General features: G+C 56.4%; 21 protein-coding genes and 1 tRNA gene. 13 read left to right on the forward strand and 9 right to left on the reverse strand.

Translation table 11 applies throughout. The features are described from left to right. Window positions 1-1,045 (reverse strand): ABC transporter transmembrane domain-containing protein (locus ACTG4M_RS13725; protein WP_439124235.1); only part of this gene is annotated, 1,045 nt, incomplete at its 3' end. A 121-nt stretch (window positions 1,046-1,166) separates the two neighbouring features. On the opposite strand from ACTG4M_RS13725, the gene ACTG4M_RS13730 reads away from it, so the two are divergent. Further along, window positions 1,167-1,643, forward strand: coding sequence for an RrF2 family transcriptional regulator (locus ACTG4M_RS13730; protein WP_439124236.1), 477 nt, complete (start codon window positions 1,167-1,169; stop codon window positions 1,641-1,643). A 53-nt stretch (window positions 1,644-1,696) separates the two neighbouring features. On the opposite strand, the gene ACTG4M_RS13735 is transcribed toward ACTG4M_RS13730, so the two are convergent. Together ACTG4M_RS13735 and ACTG4M_RS13740 are read right to left on the reverse strand one after the other, a co-directional pair. Beyond that, complete coding sequence (locus ACTG4M_RS13735; RefSeq protein ID WP_439124237.1) at window positions 1,697-3,400, reverse strand: hydantoinase B/oxoprolinase family protein; 1,704 nt, start codon at window positions 3,398-3,400, stop codon at window positions 1,697-1,699. Then, entirely contained in the window at window positions 3,397-5,475 is a 2,079-nt protein-coding gene (locus tag ACTG4M_RS13740) for a hydantoinase/oxoprolinase family protein (RefSeq protein ID WP_439124238.1), read from the reverse strand. The genes ACTG4M_RS13735 and ACTG4M_RS13740 overlap by 4 nt, the downstream gene beginning before the upstream one ends. 324 nt (window positions 5,476-5,799) lie before the next feature. Here ACTG4M_RS13740 and ACTG4M_RS13745 point away from each other — a divergent pair, with 324 nt between their 5' ends. Beyond that, on the forward strand, window positions 5,800-6,792 hold the full coding sequence (locus ACTG4M_RS13745; RefSeq protein ID WP_439124239.1) for a quinone oxidoreductase family protein: 993 nt from the start codon (window positions 5,800-5,802) through the stop codon (window positions 6,790-6,792). Between the two features lie 49 nt (window positions 6,793-6,841). Here the strand turns inward: ACTG4M_RS13745 and ACTG4M_RS13750 are convergent, their stop codons facing one another. Further along, the gene (locus tag ACTG4M_RS13750) at window positions 6,842-7,561 is read right to left on the reverse strand and encodes a GntR family transcriptional regulator (protein ID WP_439124240.1); all 720 of its coding nucleotides are present in this window, start codon (window positions 7,559-7,561) and stop codon (window positions 6,842-6,844) included. A 247-nt stretch (window positions 7,562-7,808) separates the two neighbouring features. On the opposite strand from ACTG4M_RS13750, the gene ACTG4M_RS13755 reads away from it, so the two are divergent. The 9 genes from ACTG4M_RS13755 (at window position 7,809) to ACTG4M_RS13795 (ending at window position 15,562) form a co-directional block, all read left to right on the forward strand. Continuing rightward, entirely contained in the window at window positions 7,809-8,792 is a 984-nt protein-coding gene (locus ACTG4M_RS13755) for an ABC transporter ATP-binding protein (protein ID WP_439124241.1), read from the forward strand. Between the two features lie 30 nt (window positions 8,793-8,822). Then, complete coding sequence (locus tag ACTG4M_RS13760; RefSeq protein ID WP_439124242.1) at window positions 8,823-10,091, forward strand: ABC transporter substrate-binding protein; 1,269 nt, start codon at window positions 8,823-8,825, stop codon at window positions 10,089-10,091. Between the two features lie 92 nt (window positions 10,092-10,183). Then, window positions 10,184-11,005, forward strand: a complete 822-nt coding sequence (locus tag ACTG4M_RS13765) for an ABC transporter permease (protein WP_439124255.1) — start codon at window positions 10,184-10,186, stop codon at window positions 11,003-11,005. Window positions 11,006-11,008: 3 nt separating this feature from the next. Further along, the gene (locus ACTG4M_RS13770) at window positions 11,009-11,848 is read left to right on the forward strand and encodes an ABC transporter permease (RefSeq protein WP_439124243.1); all 840 of its coding nucleotides are present in this window, start codon (window positions 11,009-11,011) and stop codon (window positions 11,846-11,848) included. After that, on the forward strand, window positions 11,845-12,483 hold the full coding sequence (locus tag ACTG4M_RS13775) for an aspartate/glutamate racemase family protein (RefSeq protein ID WP_439124244.1): 639 nt from the start codon (window positions 11,845-11,847) through the stop codon (window positions 12,481-12,483). Before ACTG4M_RS13770 ends, ACTG4M_RS13775 begins: the two co-directional genes overlap by 4 nt. Window positions 12,484-12,495: 12 nt before the next feature. Next, on the forward strand, window positions 12,496-13,431 hold the full coding sequence (locus ACTG4M_RS13780) for an N-carbamoyl-D-amino-acid hydrolase (RefSeq protein ID WP_439124245.1): 936 nt from the start codon (window positions 12,496-12,498) through the stop codon (window positions 13,429-13,431). Between the two features lie 12 nt (window positions 13,432-13,443). Then, on the forward strand, window positions 13,444-14,346 hold the full coding sequence (locus tag ACTG4M_RS13785; RefSeq protein WP_439124246.1) for a polysaccharide deacetylase family protein: 903 nt from the start codon (window positions 13,444-13,446) through the stop codon (window positions 14,344-14,346). Further along, entirely contained in the window at window positions 14,346-14,621 is a 276-nt protein-coding gene (locus ACTG4M_RS13790) for a hypothetical protein (RefSeq protein ID WP_439124247.1), read from the forward strand. Before ACTG4M_RS13785 ends, ACTG4M_RS13790 begins: the two co-directional genes overlap by 1 nt. Then, a complete protein-coding gene (locus tag ACTG4M_RS13795; RefSeq protein WP_439124248.1) occupies window positions 14,618-15,562 on the forward strand; it encodes a CobW family GTP-binding protein in 945 nt (314 codons plus the stop codon). Before ACTG4M_RS13790 ends, ACTG4M_RS13795 begins: the two co-directional genes overlap by 4 nt. Window positions 15,563-15,673: 111 nt before the next feature. Here the strand turns inward: ACTG4M_RS13795 and ACTG4M_RS13800 are convergent, their stop codons facing one another. From ACTG4M_RS13800 to ACTG4M_RS13820, 5 genes are read right to left on the reverse strand one after another with little or no spacing between them, the layout of a single operon-like run. Next, on the reverse strand, window positions 15,674-16,360 hold the full coding sequence (locus tag ACTG4M_RS13800; protein ID WP_439124249.1) for an ABC transporter ATP-binding protein: 687 nt from the start codon (window positions 16,358-16,360) through the stop codon (window positions 15,674-15,676). Beyond that, the gene (locus tag ACTG4M_RS13805; RefSeq protein ID WP_439124250.1) at window positions 16,357-17,106 is read right to left on the reverse strand and encodes an ABC transporter ATP-binding protein; all 750 of its coding nucleotides are present in this window, start codon (window positions 17,104-17,106) and stop codon (window positions 16,357-16,359) included. The genes ACTG4M_RS13800 and ACTG4M_RS13805 overlap by 4 nt, the downstream gene beginning before the upstream one ends. Continuing rightward, window positions 17,099-18,082, reverse strand: coding sequence for a branched-chain amino acid ABC transporter permease (locus ACTG4M_RS13810; protein ID WP_439124251.1), 984 nt, complete (start codon window positions 18,080-18,082; stop codon window positions 17,099-17,101). Before ACTG4M_RS13810 ends, ACTG4M_RS13805 begins: the two co-directional genes overlap by 8 nt. Further along, window positions 18,079-18,999 carry a branched-chain amino acid ABC transporter permease gene (locus tag ACTG4M_RS13815; protein WP_439124252.1) on the reverse strand — a complete coding sequence of 307 codons (921 nt, stop codon included), beginning with the start codon at window positions 18,997-18,999 and terminating at the stop codon, window positions 18,079-18,081. Before ACTG4M_RS13815 ends, ACTG4M_RS13810 begins: the two co-directional genes overlap by 4 nt. A 51-nt stretch (window positions 19,000-19,050) precedes the next feature. Next, a complete protein-coding gene (locus tag ACTG4M_RS13820) occupies window positions 19,051-20,181 on the reverse strand; it encodes an ABC transporter substrate-binding protein (protein WP_439124253.1) in 1,131 nt (376 codons plus the stop codon). Window positions 20,182-20,480: 299 nt separating this feature from the next. Here ACTG4M_RS13820 and ACTG4M_RS13825 point away from each other — a divergent pair, with 299 nt between their 5' ends. Beyond that, complete coding sequence (locus ACTG4M_RS13825; protein ID WP_439124254.1) at window positions 20,481-20,954, forward strand: GNAT family N-acetyltransferase; 474 nt, start codon at window positions 20,481-20,483, stop codon at window positions 20,952-20,954. A gap of 46 nt (window positions 20,955-21,000) precedes the next feature. Next, window positions 21,001-21,077 (forward strand) — tRNA-Arg (locus tag ACTG4M_RS13830). Window positions 21,078-21,286 lie beyond the last annotated feature (209 nt).

Raw genomic sequence — 21,286 nt, forward strand, 5'->3', positions numbered from 1 at the left:
GCGCGCACCTCTGTCGAAAAACGGTTCCCAGGGTTTCCCTTTTCCATAGCTTACCTTCCGAGCTTTTGGCTCTCCGGAAAACCCGGTCTGGTTCATCCCGCCATTTATCCATTTCATCCATCACCGCATCAGCTGCTGACTTGTCATGCCAAGCCGCTGCAAGCTCACGCAGCGGCTGGAAGAAATCCGGTGCAAGAAGCAGAAGGTAAATCCCGGCACACGGCGTCAACGGCGCGCCCCATGTGCCCCAAGTTATCTCGCCCAAAAGTGCGAAACCCACCCAGACAGCGATCATCGCAACACCGAGGGCAGAGAACAGCTCCAAAACGGTGGAGGACAAAAACGCGATGCGCAGAACAGCCATTGTCCGCACTCTCAGATTATCCGAGGCGGTCGCGAAACCGGAAATCACCTGCGGCCCCGCCCCAATCAGTTTCAAATCAGAGAGCGCAGCCAGCCGATCCGCCAAAAGATCGTTGAGCGATCCAATCTCAACCATCTGGCGGGCGCTCGCCTCTTTTGCGGCCCATCCGACCAAGGCCATGAAAACCGGGATTAGGGGGCCCGCAGCCATGAGCACAACCGCTGCCGCCCAACTGAAGTACGCTGTAATCGCCAAGATCACCAATGGAACAACCATGACACGCAGGCGCGCAGGTCTGTACCGGAGCAGAAAGGGGCGGATCGCTTCCAGCTTTTCCGTTACGAGGGCGGCAATGGCCCCTCCCCCACCGAATTGTGATGGCATAGCGGTCGATGTTTCAGCTGCTATGATTTCATTGCGCAATGATTGGATTTCGCGTTCTGCCACCGTGCTTAGCCAAGCCTGCGACGCTTTGCTAACCGCAGCGCGGACAACGCCCATGCCCAGAAATGCCGCAGACGTAATCCACATGTTTACCGCAGTTCCGTTCAGAAGGGATGATAAAACGGATGCGATGATCCAAGCTTGGACGAGCCAGGTCAGGCTTGCGGCAACTGCCATTGCACCGCCAATGCGGCGTTCGCTAAATCCGTTTTCGATCTGAGGGCGTAGGTGCGCCATGTGCGAAGCTTTCGATCAATTCACGGTCAGCTACGCCAATTTTGGAAGATGGAACGTGATCTGGATCAAAGAAACTGGTATCTTTGATGTGAAATATAGATGCCAAGCAAAGGACACTTGGATGCGTTTGACGACACGAACCAATCTGGCCGCCAGAACGCTCATGTTTTGTGCGGTAAACGACGGACGTCTCGTCCGGACCTCTGACATTGCAGTACGCTGCAATGCATCGACCAATCATGTAGCGCGTGTTGTGCAACAGCTTCAGGCCGAAGGTTATGTCGAAACTCTTAGGGGGCGGACGGGAGGCATCCGTTTGGCAAAACCGGCCGACCGAATATCTATTGGCGCGGTGTTCCGTATCTTCGAAACCGAAATTCCGTTTGCCGAATGCTTTGACGAAGTGCGCAACACCTGTCCATTGGCGGCCACCTGTCGACTGCGATCTTATGTCGTTCGCGCACTCGAGGCGTTTTATCACGAACTAGACTTGGTGACGCTAGACGATCTGGTGCGCGGCAATTGCGGGTTGATGGATTTGCTCGCAATGACGCCAGATTTTTCCAGCGGTTGCACGAAACGGCCCTTAGAGGCCTAAGGCGACGGTAGCCCCGTCGCCTGTACTGTTCATCATGATAGTTTTCCCCAAGCCTACGTGTTGTCGGGGTAGATACGCTTGGCAGTCTCCTCCGAGATCAGACCGTCCGCGACATCGCGAGCGATGGCCTCTTTTGATCGAAGCGCCGGGGCGCCATAGCCCCCCCCACTAGGGCCGGTTGAGATCAGCTTTTCGCCTGCTTTGACTTTGAAATATGGCACTTTGGACGGCAATTCCGTCGTGCTGCCATCGGTGTGCATGAGAGTCAGTGTGGCCTTATGCCCGTCGTCACCGCCCTCAAAACCCCAAGGTTCAAATGCGTGGCCTTCGCCCTCAAGCGAAAATCCTGCCTCGTCAAGGAAGGTGAAGACCCGGATTGCTCCGATTCCGCCGCGCCATTGGCCCGCGGCCATCGCCTCTTCGCGCAGCTCGTAGCGATCAACGCGGATCGGAATGTGCGACTCGATATCTTCAATCGGATTGTTGCGGGTATTTGCGTAAAGCGTGTCGACCGCGTCCATGCCATCAAGTCCGTTCCGACCACCATAGCTGCCCTCCATAATCTCCATGTGGACCCAATGATTGCCGTCGCGAAGACCGGATAACGCAACGACGCGCAGGTTGCCGATACCGGCAGACACTTGATCCGGCACGATCTGGGCAAACGCCTTCATCACTGTATCGGCAAGCTGGTTTCCCGGGCAAAAGCGAGCGATGACAGGCGCCGGGAAGATGGGATTCACCAAACAGCCTTTCGGGGCGACAATTTCGATGGGCCGTGTGAGGCCAGAATTCTGTGGGATTGCGCCATAAGTCACCGTATCAAGCAGGATTGACCGAATGGTGAGCCACACGGCACAATCGACGGTGCCGACGAAAGGCATGTTGATCGGTTTGTCCGATACTTGCGGGGCTGTCCCCGTAAGATCAACAACCAGATCGTCGCCCCGGACCTTCAAGGTCACAACAAGCGGTAGTTCCCGCCTTGCCGGGTTCGGATCGTCAAGATAGCCATCAATCTTGGTGGTCGCAGTATAGTCGCCATCGGGCAATGACCGGATCGCATCGCGCATCAGTCGCTCGGAATAATCCATGAGGTCGTGGAACGCTGCCATTGTGGCGTCAAGTCCATAGCGTTCTACAAGGTCCAGCAAGCGTGCAGCACCGATACGTGAAGCTTCGATCTGCGCCTCCATGTCGCCAACAACCAGATCGGTAGCGCGGATGTTGGCGCGCAGGATATGCCAGACAGCGTCGTTGCGCTTGCCCTCGTCAAAGACTTTGATCGCCTTGAACTGCAAGCCTTCGGCATAGGTATCGACCGCATCGACAATGCCGCAAGACCCCGGCGACAGCGCGCCTATATCTAAGTGATGAGCCGTTGTGACGGACCAGCCGATCAACTGATCCTCAAAGAACACTGGCACGCAAAAGGCCACATCAGGCCCGTGCGATGCACCGCCATAGGGATCGTTATGCATGATCACGTCGCCGGGGCGGACGGGGTCATTCCGTTCTGCGAGCACCTCAAGCACATTGCGCACATAGCCAGGGATTGGCCCGGATTGCAGCGGTGTCGACATCTTGCATTCGCACATCTGCAAACCATCGGCGTCAGTCAGAGCTGCACCGAAATCCTCGGACTCGCGAATAATCGACGAATAGGACATGCGCATCAGCTTGTGGCCCATTTCCAAAGCGATGCTTTCAAGCGCGCCTTGGATGACGGCACCAGTAACAGGATCGATACGGCTCATGGCTTGGTCTCCAGGGTGATGATGACACTTCCGGTCGGGTGCACCTCGGCTGTGGCATCTGGCGGAACAACGGTGGTGCTGTCCTTCTGCAACAGGATCGCTGGGCCGGGAACAGGCATACCCTGAGGAAGAAGATCACGGCGGTAGACCTGCGTTTCGAAAGTCTCAAGCTTCCCGTCTTTCCGGAACACCGCGTCACGGGTCAAAACGTGGGCTGCATCCAGACTTGCGCCACCTTTGTAGGCGGGAAGGTCGAATGGCTTGGCGTGACCACGAGCGGTCAAACGCAGGTTGACGACTTCGATAGGACTGCCCTGAAACGCATGACCGTATTCAGACGCGTGCAACGCGTGGAAACGGTTCCAAACCGTTTCAAGACTGTCTGCAGTGATCTCTCCATCATCGAACGGGACACGAAGCTCATACCCTTGGCCAAGGTAGCGCAGATCGCCGGCACGCTCGAATGTGACATCTTCGGGTGCAACGTGGTCCTCTTGCAACCGTTTGGTGAGGTCCGCCTGCATCTCGGCAAACTCGCTGTTGAACCGCGCGATGTCGGCCGATATGGACACTTGGAATTGTGTGCGGATCACGTCGTATTTTAGATCCGCAATCAACAAGCCTAAGGCCGACGTGATACCCGGATGCGGTGGCACGATGACTTCGGGCACGTCCAACATCTGTGCCACCTCTGCCCCTTGCAGCGGCCCTGCCCCACCCATCGCGACCAACGCAAAGTCACGCGGATCGATGCCACGCTGAACAGTGCGCGACCGAATAGCATTGGCCATATTGGCGTTAAGAATCGTCAGTACGCCCTCGGCAGCTTCGAGTGGATCAAGGCTCAGTTCATCCGCCAATGCCCCGATGACCGCTTGCGAGGCGTTAAGATCAAGGCCCATATCCCCACCAAGAAAATCACCGGGTTCCAGCCGTCCCAATACAAGGTTGGCGTCGGTTACAGTGGGTTGCGTGCCACCTCGCCCATAAGCTGCCGGCCCTGGATCAGCTCCGGCGCTGTGCGGCCCAACACGAAATGCACCACCTTGATCGACATAGGCAATCGACCCGCCGCCCGCACCGATTGTATGAATGTCGAGCATCGGCAAAAGCAAGGGAAAGCCCGCGATTGAAGTTGAACGCGCGTCGGTTTCGGCGCACACGCCATCTACTGCGATCCCGATATCAGCAGACGTACCGCCGATGTCGAAAGTGATCACCTTGTCCCGCCCACATTTACCGCCGATCCACGCACCACCAAGGACGCCTGCGGCAAGACCGGACATCATGGTCAAAGCTGGGTTTTCAGTCACCATGCGCGGCGTCGCCACACCGCCGTTCGAGGCCATGATGCGAAAATCGCCGTCTACGCTCAAATCGCCCAGCGCATTTTCAAGGTTCGCCACATAGCGCCCGACCTTTGGGCCGACAAAGGTGGCTAAGGCCGCGGTTGTGAAGCGTTCAAATTCGCGGAACTGCGGCGAGATCGACGAAGAGGTGGTGACGAAGGCATCTGGCATCTCGTCTTCGACGATTGCTTTTGCGCGCAGCTCGTGTTCCAGGTTGAGGTAGGAAAACAGAAAGCAGATTGCGACGGCATCCACGCCGTCCTCTTTCAGCTCTTGTGCGACTTTGCGGATGGCGGCTTCGTCTAACGGTTCAAGTTCTTCACCAGTTGGGGGAACAAGCCTCCCGGACACCGTCTTACGGTAGCGGCGCTGGATCAGCGGGCGATTCTGCCAAGGGATTTCCTGCATGATTGAGTAGTGATCTGGGCGTTGGTGCCGCCCGATATGCAGTACATCGCGGAAACCGTCATTGGTGATCATCCCAGCGCGCGATCCCTTAGCTTCGAGTACGGCATTAGTGGCCGTTGTTGTACCGTGTAGAACCTGAGCAATATCAGCCGGGCCGATATTGCCTTGCTCCATCAGAGCGTTCAGACCTGTGATGACGCCTTGCGACGGGTCGTCCGGAGTGGTTGAGACTTTGTGGATCCCCATCTCGCCGCTTTCCGCATCAAGATAGATCAAATCCGTGAACGTTCCGCCCACATCAATGCCGATCGCCTTCATTGCCTACCCCCTAAGTGTTCTTTCGCTGAAAGTAATAGCGACGAGTCCGGGGGCGTCTTCTCTGGCAACAACTGTGAACCGCAGCGGGGCGCAGAACTGCCCATGCATTGATCGCAACTGACGCGGTCGCACAAAAAATGGGCGCCAGTAGGCTTGTTAGAGGGCATTCTTACAAGATTTCTTGTTGCGATGTGCCCAGCCGGGATGTCTCGGAACGGAGCTGAGCGCTTACAATGGTCTGGCCAGCCGCAGACCTTATTAGGTACTCAATGCTGTTCTGATGTTAACTGCCTTACCGTCCTTGTTCATGAAACGGAGACCCGAATGCGCGCTGTGATCTTTGAAAAGCCCGATGGCGATCCATCCTCAACAGGAATTCGTGATATGGATACCCCAAAGCCGGGACCGGGTCAGATTTTGGTTCGCAACGCCTTTGCCGGGCTGAACTACGCGGATTTGATGATGCGGACAGGCGTTTACCCCCACCCCAAAGGCTATCCGCTGATTGCTGGCCTTGAGATGTCGGGTCATATCGAAGTCCTTGGTCCGGACGTGTCAGGTTTTCAGATTGGCCAGCGTATCGCGGCGTTCAGCGAAGATGCAGGCGCTTTCGCCGAATTTTGCGCCGTTCCAGTTGAACGGGTCGTCGCGCTGCCTGATGCTGTGTCCTTGGAAACCGGAGCGGCGTTTTACATTCAGGCAATGACCGCATGGAACCTTCTGCACACTGTAAGCACAACGCGCGCCGGTGACGTTCTGCTGATCCACGCGATCGGCGGCGGTGTTGGATTGCAACTGACTCAAATGGCCAAAGCGGCGGGTGCGACAGTGATCGGCACGGTTGGCACTACGGGCAAAGAGGCGCGCGCGATTGAATACGGCGCAGACCGCGTCGTGTTGCGAAATGAGGAAGACTTTGTCCAAGTTGTCATGGAATTCACGGGCGGTCGCGGCGTCGACAAGGTGGTGGATTCAACCGGCGCCTCGATCCTCGACCGGAGTTTTGACGCGATCCGACCGCTGGGCCATGTGGTGAGCTATGGAGAAGCAGAGGGGAAGCCCTATCCGACCCTGTGGGAACGCCTTGTCCAGAAATCACTGACCTTTACACGCCTACATGTCGGTCATCTGGATTTCACCTCGGAAAGCTGGCGGAACGGAACGCGCACCGTGCTGGAGATGATCGCCGACGGCCGCCTGCATGTTCCGATTCAAGGCTGTTATACCCTCGATACGGTAAATGACATGTTTGCCGCATTGGCATCGCGCCGCACCGCGGGAAAACTCATCATGCAGGTTAGAGAAGAAGGCCATTAGCGGGCGCTATTTGGAACCAAAATGAACAACCTGAGACTGATGACACGTGCTACGGACCCGTCAGCATCTCCTTAAGAGACCCGGCAACAGAGGTAGGGCGTTCCAGATCAAGTGCCGAGTGCAGGTCAACTAAATGGCTGCGCATCAGCGCCTCAGCTTCGTCGGGTTGATGCGCCTCAATGGCGCAGACAAGGCTTTCATGGTCATGATGCCCGCAAATGGCGCTTTCGCGCCGCCAATAAAGGGCCACGATCAGAGAGGAGCGCGCAATCAGTGTTTCGATAAAGCCCGTGATCGTATCCTGGGCCGCAATGCGCGCGATCTCTACGTGCAACTGGCCAGAAAGATAGAGGGAAAGACCCCGGTCGCCATCAAGAGAGGCCTCATGCTCGCGGGCGATATGCCGACGTAGTCTTGCCGCATCGGCTGAGGTTGCACGGCGAGCGGCCTCGCGCGCAGTGCGCGGCTCAAGCAGTTCGCGGGCCTCAAACACTTCGCGCGCTTCGCGGGGGCTGGGCTGTGCGATAAAGGCACCCCGGTTGCGTTTGATTTCCACCAACCGGTGATGCGCGAGCGTGCGGAGTGCCGAACGAACAACTGTGCGCGACACGCCGTAGATTTCCGCCAACTCGTCTTCGCCCAGCTTTATGCCCGGCGATAGTTTATGTTCATGAATGGCACGAGAGAGGGACAGCGAAATCGCTTTGTCTGGGGCCAGACCCGCCGCATCGGGAAAGGTAGATGCGGCCTCGAAATGGACATCACTCATCGATTTGAACTCTCTTTATGCGGGCATCGCACAACCGTTCAAAAGAGACAATTTCTTTCCGCTTCTTTCCGCATGCGTACAAAGCCCAAACAGATTGTGTACAATTTTGTGCTGAATTAGCGACCTGTTGCCAGATTCAGCGTCTAAAAAACAGGCATTCAACAATATTGCTGACGGAAACGCCTGATTCCAGATTGCTCGAACACGGTGTCTTGCCTCCTTTCGGACTCACGCTGGGAGTGGACACTTGGAAACAAATACCAACCTTGAACTGGTCGGAGTCACCAAACGTTACGGGTCAACCGTCGCTGTGCGTGATGTGGACCATAAATTCAAAGAGGGCAGCTATACATGCCTTCTCGGGCCATCGGGCTGTGGAAAATCATCGACTCTACGGATGATTGCCGGTCACGAAAGCGTCACAGAAGGCGCTGTAGTGCTAGCTGGCCGCGATGTGTCTCATTTGCCGCCCGCCAAGCGTGGCACGGCGATGATGTTCCAAAACTATGCACTGTTTCCGCATTTGAGCGTCAGGGACAACGTAGCGTTTAGCCAGAAAATGCAGGGTGTGGACACGTCCGCCCGACACAAAAGTGCGGACGAGATGCTGGCGCTGGTGGATTTGACCGAACTCGCTGACCGTATGCCGGATCAGCTTTCGGGCGGACAGCAGCAGCGCGTGGCGCTGGCCCGCGCTTTGATCACGCGGCCACAGGTTTTGCTTTTGGATGAACCATTGTCGGCGCTTGATCCTTTCCTGCGCATTCGCATGCGTGCCGAGTTGCGCAAATTGCAGAAAGAATTGGGTATCAGTTTTGTCCACGTCACCCACGGCCAAGACGAAGCACTGGCCCTCGCCGATGAAATCGTGGTGATGAACAACGCTGTTATCGAGCAGGCGGGCCCGGCTCGCGACGTGTTCAACGCACCAAAAACCGAATTCGTCGCCAAATTCATGGGCGGTCACAACGTCATTCAACTGCCCCAAGGCAAGGTGGCTGTGCGCTCTGACGTTGTGGCCCCAACAGGTGCTGGCGCGGGCCGTCTCGAGGCTACAGTCGAGACGGTGGAATATCAGGGCACCCACGTGTCCATCTTAACGAAATCCATGGGCGACACTGAAATCACCGCCCTGGTGCCGGATTCAGCCTTCTTCGCAAATCCACACAACCCAGGCGACACCATAGGACTGACCTGGGACGAAAAACATCAGCACGTTCTGATTGCCTGACACGACCTATTCCCAACAAGGAGACCTTTCATGACACGATATACGAAACGCAACGGGCTTAGCCGCCGAACCCTTCTGAAAACTGGCGTCGCTGCAGCGGCTGGAACGGTTGCGTCGCCAATGGTTTGGGCGCAATCCAACATCGTATTGCGCCAGGCTGGCACAGGCGTATCGGCCTTTAACGAGATCGCCGATAAAGCGCTCGAAGATCTGGGCATCACACTTGAGATGACAGCGCTTGATTCCGACGCGGTCACACAGCGCGTTGCGACACAGCCTGACAGCTTTGACATTGCCGACATCGAATACTGGATCTGCAAAAAAGTCTGGCCGACAGGCAACCTTCAAGCGATGGATACCTCGCGGATTGCACAATACGACAACATCGCAGGCACCTTCCGTTCCGGCAAACTGACCCCGACATCCGAAATCGCCCAAGGCACGGCGCCGCACACGGTTGGTTTCGTTGAAGGCAAGGATGGCACCGAATTCGTAGACAATGAGTCGGGCTGGATGACGCTGATCCCGACAATCTACAACGCTGACACGCTGGGCATTCGCCCCGATCTGATCGGTCGTCCGATCTCGAATTGGTCGGAATTGCTGAATACTGAATTTGCGGGCAAGGCATCGATCCTCGACATCTCGTCCATCGGGATCATGGATATGGCGATGGTCTGCGAGTCGATGGGTGAAATCACCTATGCAGACAAAGGCAACATGACCCGTGAAGAGATCGACAAGACGATGGCGATCTTCACCGAAGCCAAGAAGAACGGCCAGTTCCGTGCGTTCTGGAAATCTTTTGACGAGTCGGTCAACCTCATGGCCTCCGGCGAAGTTGTGATCCAGTCGATGTGGTCGCCCGCGATCACCGCGGTTCGGGCACAGGGTATCCCATGCGTCTACCAGCCGCTCGAAGAGGGCTATCGTTCCTGGGGTGGCGGTATGGGCCTCGCGGCATCTCTTGAAGGTGCCAAGCTGGACGCTGCATATGAATACATCAACTGGTACCTGTCCGGTTGGGTCGGCGGCTTCCTGATGCGTCAGGGCTACTATTCGGCTGTTCCAGAAACCTCCAAGCTGTTCATGTCCGATGATGAATGGGGCTACTGGTACGAAGGCAAGGAAAGCCAAGCAGACATCGTCAGCCCGTCTGGTCAGGTTCTTGAAGGACCGGGTGCAGTACGTGACGGCGGTTCTTTCCTCGACCGGATGGGTGCCGTTGCCTGCTGGAACTCCGTCATGGATGAAAACCAGTATATGGTACGCAAGTGGAACGAGTTCATCGCAGCATGAGCAATTCCATCGGGGAGGCGCGCCAGTCGCGCCTCTCTCTGTCCGCCATCACCGACAAGATCGGATCGAACAAAGCCCTTACGGGCTGGCTAATGGCTGCGCCGTTGGCAATTGTTCTGGTGCTCTTTCTAGTCGTACCAATCATAATGATCGCGGTCGTCAGCTTTTGGCGAGCCACAGAATTTTCCATTATCCCCGCTTTCGTCTTTGAGAATTACGAATTCCTGCTGACTTCCCCAGTCACGCTGACTGTTTTTATAAACACCTTCAAATACGCGATAGTGACGTGGATCTTCACGGTCCTCATTGGTTTCACGGTCGCTTATTACTTGGCATTCCACATCCGGCAGATGCGATGGCAAATCGTCATGTTCCTGCTGTGCACCATTCCGTTTCTGACATCGAACATCATTCGCATGATTTCGTGGATCCCGTTTCTGGGGCGCAACGGGATTGCAAATTCGACGTTGATTTCATGGGGCGTAATCGACGAACCGCTTGAATGGCTGCTTTTCAGCGACTTCTCTGTGATCCTCGCGTTTGTGCATCTTTACGTGCTGTTCATGGTCGTGCCGATCTTCAATACGATGATGCGCATTGATAAATCCCTGATCGAAGCGGCACGCGACGCAGGTGCCAACGGTCCGCAAATTCTTTGGAATGTCATCATTCCTCTGACCAAACCAGGTCTGATGATCGGGACAATTTTTGTCGTCACGCTGGTGATGGGCGATTTCTTTACCGTACGCATCATGTCCGGCAGCCAATCAGCCAATGTTGGGCGTTTGATTTCGAACGATATCGCGCTGCTGCAATATCCCTCCGCCTCTGCGACCGCGATTGTGCTGTTGCTGACGGTGCTGATCATCATCGGGATCCTGCTGCGTTTCGTTGATATCCGAAAGGAGCTCTGACCGATGGAACCCAGACCCAGATCTTTTTACATCCTTTCGGCGTTTTTCGTCTTGTTTCTTTTGTTCCTTTACGGCCCAACGCTGACAATCGGAATCCTGTCCTTCCAAGGGCCGGGCGGAGGTTTGACGTTCCCCATGCGCGGGGTGTCCCTTCACTGGTTCCGCGAACTTTTTGAACAGCAGGCTGTGGGTGACATCTGGGGCAGTTTCCGGCGCAGTCTGGCACTTGGTTTCATGGTGATGATCACAACGATTGTGGTCTCAGTTATGGGCGGATTGGCTTTTCGCAAACGCTTTCCCGGATCGACCGTGCTGTTCTATCTGATTGTCACTGCGCTGGTGATCCCTTCCATCCTGATCTCACTGGGCGTTGGCCTGATGTTTGATCAGGCAGACCTGACGGTGCATTGGTCGACCTCTGGCTACGGTGCACAGCTGACATGGACACTGCCCTTTGGCCTTTTGATCATGTTCGCTGTCTTCAATCGCTTTGACAAAAGCTACGAAGAGGCTGCCCGGGATCAGGGTGCAACGGCATGGCAAACACTGCGCTACGTCGTGTTGCCCATCATTGCGCCGATGTTGATCGGCGTCGCTTTGTTCGGGTTTACGCTCAGCTATGATGAATTTGCGCGAACGCTTCTGACCTCGGGAAGCCGCAATACCCTGCCGCTCGAAATCTACGGCATGACGACCAATGTCACGACGCCTGTGCTTTACGCTTTAGGCACACTGACAACCGGCTTTTCTCTTTTGGTGATCGGAACGTTCATCGCGGTGACAGCATATTATGCACGCAAACGCGCCCGTGCTGCGTCGGATGCAGGCAAAGGCATGGTATGATCATCATGATCAATCCCAACAGCACGGTCTCAATGACCGAAGAAATGCTGAAGGTGGCACAACGCGCCGTACCCGGTGCGCAGATTGAAGCATGGACGTCGCATGAAGGCCCACCTGCAATTGAGGGCCCTGAGGATGGTGAGTCTTGTATCCCTCCTTTGTTGGCGCTTGTCGAAAAGGCACTGGCTGCTGGTGCGACAACAATCGTAATCGGGTGTTCTGACGACACCGGGCTTTTCGCGGCACGGGAGATGGCCCCCTGCCCGGTCATCGGGATCGGTCAAGCCGGGTATCATATGGCAGCACTGGCCGGACCACGATTTTCAGTCGTCACGACTCTTGACGTGTCCATTCCCATTCTTGCGGCCAATGTCGCCGCATACGGCCTGGACGGTCAGTTGGGCCGCGTCCGAGCATCCGGCGTACCGGTACTTGATCTGGAAACCAACCGCGACGCTGCGACGGCGCAGGTCTTGGCCGAAATCTCAACCGCGGCACGGGAAGACAATATCCAAAGCATCGTTCTGGGCTGCGCTGGCATGAGCCACATCCCCGCCGCAGCTCCACGCGACATCCCCGTCCGACTGATCGACGGTGTGTCAGCCGCTGCGCGCATCGCCGTTGCACTGCAATGAAAGGCTAAGGACATGACCCGCAAACTCGTCACCGCCGCAGCCCAGATGGGACCAATTGCCAAGGCCGAGGACCGCAAGAGTACTGTTGCGCGCCTGATCGAAATGCTGCGCGAAGCACATGGCCGAGGTTGCAAACTGGTCGTGTTCCCGGAACTCGCGCTGACCACGTTCTTTCCCCGCTGGATGATTGAAGACGAAGATGAGCTGGACAGCTACTACGAAGTCGAGATGCCCGGCCCAATGACCCAGTCGCTGTTTGATGAGGCCAGCAGACTTGGGGTGGGCTTCTACCTTGGGTATGCCGAACTCACCTGGGAGAATGGCGTCAAGCGCCGCTACAACACCTCCATACTGGTGGACGCGGCAGGCAAGATCATCGGCAAGTATCGCAAAGTGCATCTTCCCGGCCACGCGGAACCGCAACCCGGGAGAGACTTCCAACATCTTGAAAAGCGGTTCTTTGAACCGGGCGACCTTGGCTTTCCGGTGTTTGAGGGCTTTGGCGGCAATATGGGTATGTGCATCTGCAACGACCGTCGCTGGCCCGAAACCTACCGTGTGATGGGCTTGCAAAACGTCGAAATGGTCATGCTGGGTTACAACACGCCCTTTGGTCATGTTGGCAATCTGGCAATGGATTCACTGACGCTTTTTCACAACCATCTTTCGATGCAGGCAGGTGCCTATCAAAATGCGACATGGGTCGTCGGAACCGCGAAATGCGGTGTCGAAGAAGGCTCGCCTATGGGGGGGCAAAGCGTGATCATCGCGCCCTCTGGCGAAATCGTGGCGCAAGCAGTGACGGTCGAGGACGAGGTCATCACTGCGTCCTGTGACCTTGATATGGGCACGTCTTACAAAGAAACGATCTTCAACTTTGCGGCCCACCGGCGGCCCGAACATTATGGCCTGATCACCGAACGCACCGGTGCAGGCGCCCCCATTTAAGGAGACCGAGCAATGCCGAAGAAAATCATGTGTGCCTTTGGAACGGACGTCGACTCCGTTGCTGGATGGATCGGTTCCTACGGCGGCGGCGACAGCCCCAACGATATCCAGCGCGGCATCTTTGCGACCGAGGTGGGCGTACCGCGTCTGCTCCGGCTGTTCGAAAAATATGACATGAAGACCAGCTTTTTTATCCCCGGTCATTCGATCGAGACATTTCCAGAGATCATGGAGAAGGTCGTTGAAGCCGGTCACGAGATTGGCGCGCATGGGTATCTGCACGAGAACCCTGTCGCAATGACCCCGACGCAGGAAGAAGAAGTGTTGGTCAAATCCATCGAGTTGATCAAAGGCCTCACCGGCTCTGCGCCCAAGGGCTATGTCGCGCCGTGGTGGGAAATGTCGGCCTCAACCGCTGATCTGCTGCTGAAGCACGGCTTTTCTTATGATCACAGCCAAAGCTATCGTGATTTTCAGGTGCACTACGCACGCACTGGTGATGAATGGACGGTGATCGATTATACTAAGACCGCTGGCGAGTGGATGAAACCGCTCAAGCGCGGTCCCGAGATCGACCTCGTTGAGATTGACGCCAACTGGTATGTAGATGACCTGCCGCCCATGATGTTCATCAAGAAGGCACCGAACAGCCATGGATTTGTCGATCCCCGCGTGATCGAGCAATTGTGGAAAGATCAGTTTGACTGGGTCTACCGCGAAATGGACTACGGCGTTTTTGCAATCACCATTCACCCCGATGTATCGGGCCGGCCACAGGTTCTGCTGATGCTCGAGCGTTTGATCGAATACATCAACGGGCATGAAGGCTGCGAATGGATGACTTTTGAATCCATTGCCGATGATTTCCGCGCGCGGTTCCCCTTTGATGGTGAGGCACGCCCAGAGGTGATTTGATGTGCAGCCTTTGTGGATTTCCGGCAGCCCCGGGCCACTGGACCGAAGCTGGAGCCGCCACACCACACGACCGATTGCGTGAACGATTTCGCAGGGCTGCGATGTTGTCGGCCCTGCTGCGCCCACTTGGGATCACAGTGCATGATGGCGGGTTGGTGCCCGGTATCCAAGTGACTGGGCCGGGTGGCGCATCTGTCATTGTGCCGGACCTCGAAGCGTTGTGGACCGAAGTCGAACGCATCACGGGCCGCCCTTTTGATCCGCTGCTCGCGTGAGCGAGGACGGGCGGCTGCGCCTGACGATTGTTGGCGGGTTCCTTGGATCCGGCAAAACGACATGGCTGCGCCATCAGCTGTTCGAAGGCCGATTTTCTGACGCGCATGTCATCGTGAACGAAGCGGCAGGCACGCCGGTTGATCACGGGCTGCTCTCCGCCGCATCCAGACAAACGGTATTGGCCGGCGGTTGTGCCTGCTGCGCAGGGGCCACTGCGTTTCAGAACGCACTTTTGAACATTTGCGATGCGCGCAGTCAGCAGAGCGGCACAGGTCGGATCAAGCAGCTTGTACTCGAAACCAGCGGCCTAGCTGATCCGGGTGCCATCGTTGACCTTATACAATCCCATCCCGTCCTCATCAGGCACATAATCGTACATCAGATACTCGTTGTCGTTGACGCTCTAAATGGACAAACCGCCCTGCAAACGCAGCCTATCGCATACGCCCAGATCCGCGCCGCTGACCGACTTATTCTGAACAAGACCGACATTGCGGATGCTCGCAAACTGGCGCAGTTTCGACACGTGTTGGCGACGCTGGCACCGGGTGCCACGCAATCGGGCGCCAGTTTCGGCGGCACAACAAACCTACCGGATGCCACAGAAGGAGGCGACCTGCCCGATCTTGCCATGGATGGCCCACCGATTGTGGCTTGCCAGCTTGACCTTGGCTCGGATCCGGATTGGACGGCGCTGACACTGTGGCTATCGGCCGTGCTGCACGCGCGCGGTGACAAGATCGTGCGCGTGAAAGGGATCATCGCTTCGCCCGCGGGGCGGCTCTTGGTTCAAGCGGTCCGCGACCGCGTGCAATCACCCGAAGTATTGCCAGCCACCAAAGGCCCCGAACCTGACGACAATATGCTCGTATTGATCGGAACCGACCTATCGGTTGATGCCGTTGCCCGTTCGTTTCAGCAGGTTGAGGACGCAGGTTAAGTACGGTATCTGGAATGTCGGTTGATTACACATCTCAGACGTCGTTTCGAACACTTCCAATGTCGCTAAAAACTGCGTCAATTGCGGGTTCGGCAGAGCTGTCACGCAAGGTCACACGCCGATATAGCTTTCCGAAATATCCGGCGTGATGTCTGCAAACGATCCTGCCCAAACTGTTTTCCCTCGAGCCAGTATGACAGCGCGATCAGCGACTTGAGATAATTCCTTGACCGACTTGTCGATCAAGAGGATTGACGTTCCGGTTTCACGTTTGAGGCGTGCAATCGCGGACCAGATTTCTTGCCGGACGATTGGGGCAAGCCCCTCCGTCGCCTCGTCAAGGATCAAAAGGCGGGGATTGGTCATCAACGCGCGCCCGATAGCGAGCATCTGCTGTTCGCCGCCCGAAAGGGACGCAGCGATCTGGTTTTTGCGTTCAGTCAGACGCGGAAACAGGCCACCGATGGTGGAGGGTGTCCACTCGCCGGGCCGCGCGGCTGCGATCAGGTTTTCTTCAACCGTCAGATCGCGAAAACACCGACGCCCTTCTGGGACAAGACCAATGCCTAGACGCGCTGCTTTGTGACTCGGCAGCGGGTGCAAGTCAGTCCCTGACAGCCGCAATGTGCCTTGCGACGTGATCATCCTGCAAATGGCTTTGACGGTTGTAGTTTTGCCCATCCCATTGCGCCCCATCAGGGCAACAACCTCACCTTGGGCGACTGTAACGTCCACGCCAAACAACGCCTGCGCGACGCCATAGCTGGCGGTTAGATCACGCACCTCAAGCAAGGTCATGCGTCCTCTCCAAGATAGGCGCTGCGCACCTCGGGGCTCGAGCGGATGTCATCGACTGTACCAGTCGCGATCACCTTACCGTAAACAAGCACGCTGATCCTGTCTGCCAAAGCGAACACCGCGTCCATGTCATGTTCGACCAACAAAATTGGGGCTTCGTGGCGCAACGTATCCAGAAACGCGGTCAGAGTTTTTGATCCTTCAGCCCCAAGCCCGGCCATCGGTTCATCCATGACAAAGGCCTTGGCATCGAGCGTCAGTGCAACCGCGACTTCGAGTTGTCGTCGTTGCCCGTGAGACAGGTTCGCACAGCGCATACCCTGCATGTCCAACAGGCCGACACGCTCCAGCGCCGCCTCTGCTTTGCCCCTGAGTGCCCGGTCACGCAGGGTGGATTGCCAGAACCTCCAAGGTCGTTTCGAAGCTCCAAGTGCGCCCAGAAGGGCATTTTCGAGAACTGTGTCTTCCATCGCCAGCGCAGAAATTTGGAACGTACGGCCCAATCCAGACTGCGCACGTGCCTGAGTGCTTTTTCCGGTTACGTCGCAACCAAGTAGGTGGACGGTCCCATTGTCAGGTCTCAATCCGCCACAAATCTGTGCGATCAAGGTCGATTTACCTGCTCCGTTGGGGCCAATCACTGCATGAATTTCTCCCGGGTGCAGGTCGATCGACACATCGTCGGTGGCGGTGAGTGCGCCAAAAGACTTGCGCAAGTTGTGTGTGGCCAGAACGGGATCAGACATGCGATCCCTCCTTGCCTGTCAGAAGCCCAATAATGCCGCCGCGCGCAAACAGGACGATGGCCAAAAGGATAAGCCCGAGGAATACGTGCCAGAAATCCGTAAGCCCACCAAGCCAATGCTCGAGGGCCACAAACATGCAGGCACCAATAACCGGGCCAAATAGGCGACCGACGCCACCAATGATGATCAACACAATCAGTTCACCTGATAACTGCCAGCTGAACATTGTCGGCGACACAAAGCGATTGAGATCCGCAAACAAGGCTCCAGCAAGCCCTGTGATGGCCCCAGAGATGACAAACGCCACCAACTTGAGACGCCGCGGGTCCAGCCCAACAGTTTCAACCCTCAAAGGCACTTGCCGCGCAGCATTGAGGGCAAGCCCAAACGGTGATGCCTGAAGTCGAGCATTCAGGAAAAGCACAATGCACAGGATAACAAAACACAAGCCATAGAACTGCACCGGGACCAGCGTGTTTAGGCCCGGAAATCCATTGCGTACATAGATCGACAGACCATCTTCGCCGCCATAGGCGCTCCAGGAAATGGCGAAGTAAAAGAACATCTGCCCAAAGGCGAGGGTGATCATGATGAAATACACGCCTGAGGTCCGTAGGCTTAGCACACCGACGATCCAAGCGACCAATCCAGATACAAGGGTCGCAACAACCCAGATCACCGGCATCGATTTCGTTCCTGCGATAGTCAGCAGGCCAAGGTCGAGGGGGACATAGGTCTGTGCATGGGAGGCCAGAATGCCCATCGCATAGCCACCCAGCCCGAAAAACATCGCGTGCCCAAGACTGACCAATCCGCCAATCCCAAGCGCGATGTTCAAACCGACAGCGGCAATTGCAAGGATCACTGCGCGAGTGATCAGGGTTATGGTGAACGGCTCATCCACCCAAAGCGCCCAGATGGGCACAACCAGCAACCCCGCAAACGTAAGCGCGTTGACCACGCGCTCAGAGATCATGCGTGGGCTCCAAACAGGCCAGTGGGTCGCCAGATGAGAACGAGACTCATGAGAATGTAGATCGCCATAGATGCGAGCGCTGATCCGGTTTGCGTGGCGACATCAGGATCCATGAACAGTTTGAAAAATTCCGGTAGAAAAATACCACCAAGCGTGTCGGTTAACCCGACCAACAACGCACCGATAAACGCGCCTTTGATGGACCCGATGCCACCGATCACGATCACAACAAAGGCAAGGATCAACACTGGCTCTCCCATACCAACCTGAACCGATTGAATAGCCCCGACCAATGCACCGGCGAGCCCGGCCAAAGCCGCGCCAACCGCAAAAACGATGGTGTAGAGGCGTGTGATATCCACACCCAAAGCGGCGATCATTTCGCGGTCATTTTCCCCCGCGCGGATCTGTATCCCGACGCGAGTGCGCTCGATCAGTAACCAAAGTCCTAGCCCAACCAGCAAACCTGCGCAGATCAGCGCCAAACGGTAAAGCGGGTACTGAATACCGCCGGGCAAGGATACAGGGCCTGACAGATAGTCCGGGATGTCGAGGAACAGCGGGAACGATCCAAACACCCAGCGGGTGCCTTCGGAAAAGATGAGGATCAGCGCAAAGGTGGCGAGCACCTGATCCAGATGCGCTTTGCCGTAAAGCCGTCTGATCACAGTGATCTCTATCAGCGCACCGGCAATGGCCGCGACCGCAAGTGCTGCGGCTAAAGCCAGTACAAACGATCCAGTTGCCCCGGCTATTGTGGCGGCTGCAAACGCCCCAATCATGTAAAGGGATCCATGCGCAAGGTTGATCAATCCCATGACACCAAAGATCAGCGTCAGGCCTGCCGCCATCAGAAATAGCATGACGCCGAATTGCAGCCCATTCAGGACTTGCTCGATAATCAGGATTGCTGACATGCCCCGCCCAGATCTGGCGCGCCGAAGGCAAACTCCGGCGCGCAGGTTGCCTTACATCTTGCAGTCGGCGGCGTAGGCGTCTGCGTGATCCTCCAAGGCAACGCCGATAATCTTGTTGGTGTAGACGTCACCTTCCTTGATCACTTCACGCGCATAAATCGTCTGGATCGGGTGATGGTTCGGCCCAAACTTGAAATCCCCACGCGTGCTCGCGAAATCTGCAGCGCGCAACGCCTCACGGAAAGCGTCGGCATCCGACACGTCGGCCATATCAAGCGCGGACAGGATCAGGTTGGCAGTGTCGAACCCCTGACTGGAATAAAGTGACGGAAGGCGTCCGTATTCAGCCTGAAACGCCTCGACAAACGCCGTGTTGGTGGGGGTATCGATGTCCTTGTTCCATTGGCTGGTATTGACCACACCAAGGGCAGCATCGCCCACCGCCTGTAGAATGCCCTGATCAAAGCTAAACGCCGGGCCGATTACAGGCAGGTCAACGCCGCTGTCTGCATACTGCTTGAGAAACGAAATCCCCATACCGCCTGGGAGGAAGAAAAACACGCTGTCCGCGCCTGACGCCCGGATCTGGGCAATCTCTGCCGCGTAATCGGTTTGGCCAAGCTGTGTATAGACCTCACCCGCAAGGTCACCACCCAACGTCCGCTTGTAACCGGTCAGTGCATCCTGACCGGCAGGATAGTTCGGCGCTAGGATGAAACTGTTACTATAGCCCACTTCAGCGGCATAGGCGCCTGCCGCCTCGTGCAGGTTGTCGTTCTGCCACGCTACGTTGAAATAATTCTGATGGCAGCCTTGGCCGGCCAACGCCGATGGTCCCGCATTCGGGGACAGATAGAACTTGCCCTGAGCGGTGACGCTCGGGATCACGGCCATGGCGAGGTTCGACCAGATGATGCCCGTAAGGATGTCGACACGCTCGGACTGAACCATCTTGTCGGCGAGTTGCACTGCGATATCCGGTTTGCGTTGGTCGTCTTCGATCACGACTTCAATGTCGTCGCGCCCCGATTGTTTCATCGCCAGCATAAAGCCGTCACGCACATCGATGCCAAGCCCTGCACCGCCCCCGGACAGGGTTGTGATCATCCCAATCTTGGTTTCGGCGAACGCAGTCGTCGCCCCAAGCGCAAGGGCCGCCGTGGCCAATATAAGCTTCTTCATCACTTCATCTCCCAGTTCGAATGTCGTCTTTTTTGGACCGCATTTTTGAGGATCGACTTGCCTCGTATGTGGGTCGGTATTTTCGTCCGTGGATTTGTTTAACAACGCATCAAGAAATACAATAGTTAGCGTAATAATATTGCGCGTGATGGTCGCTCTCTCAGCTCCGTCCATCCGGCAACCGGATCAATCGCTCACCGCGGTGGGATCGCCTTGCCTTTTCCCATTCTGCACGTGATCCTGACGGCGTTTGCATCGTCAGCGCATACTTTTCAGTTACTGCACAGAGAAAGGTCTTCATGGAGTTATCCCGAGGCTTTCGCATTGATCCAATTGTTGCACCAACATGGGATGTCGCCGAACTGGTCAATCGTCACTTCGACATGATGCGCGCCCAAACGCCATCCGAAAGTTGCCATGTCATGAGCGCGGATGATCTATTTGCAGCAGGCGCGCATGTATTCGCGCTGCGCGATGACGACACGATGTTGGGCATTGGGGCGCTCAAACCGCTGAGTGCCGATCATGGCGAACTGAAATCCATGCACACCAAAGCCGAGGCTCGCGGGCGCGGGGTCGGCTCTGCCTTGGTACAGCATATCCTGACGAAAGGAACCGATCTCGGCCTATTGCGGATCAGCCTGGAGACCGGATCCGAAGACCCCTTCGCCCCCGCGCGCCGCCTTTATGAGCGACACGGCTTCACGTATTGCGCGCCCTTTGGAGACTACGTCGACGACCCGCTCAGCGTTTTTATGACACGAACCTTGTGACCTTCTCTTGCCCCGAGCCGTCAAAGGCGGCAAATAAACACCCAGCGGTCCCTTAGCTCAACTGGATAGAGCAGCTGACTTCTAATCAGCAGGTTGAGGGTTCGAGTCCTTCAGGGATCGCCAGCAAAACAATTGATCTTGCATCTCAAGCGCATCCTCGGCCGCCGAAGACTCGGGTTGCGTGGTCTATGCAGCGGAAATGGCGAATGATTACTTGCCTCCACCAGCCAGAACCTTGCAAAGATCTTTCCTACACCGCAGCAAGCAACCGCTCAAAACGTGAAAGGAAAGGCGCACTTGCGGCATTAGGTCACCGTATTCTGCACAAGCAA

Origin of the sequence: Marivita sp., assembly GCF_965656765.1 — a bacterium.
Lineage (GTDB): Bacteria > Pseudomonadota > Alphaproteobacteria > Rhodobacterales > Rhodobacteraceae > Marivita.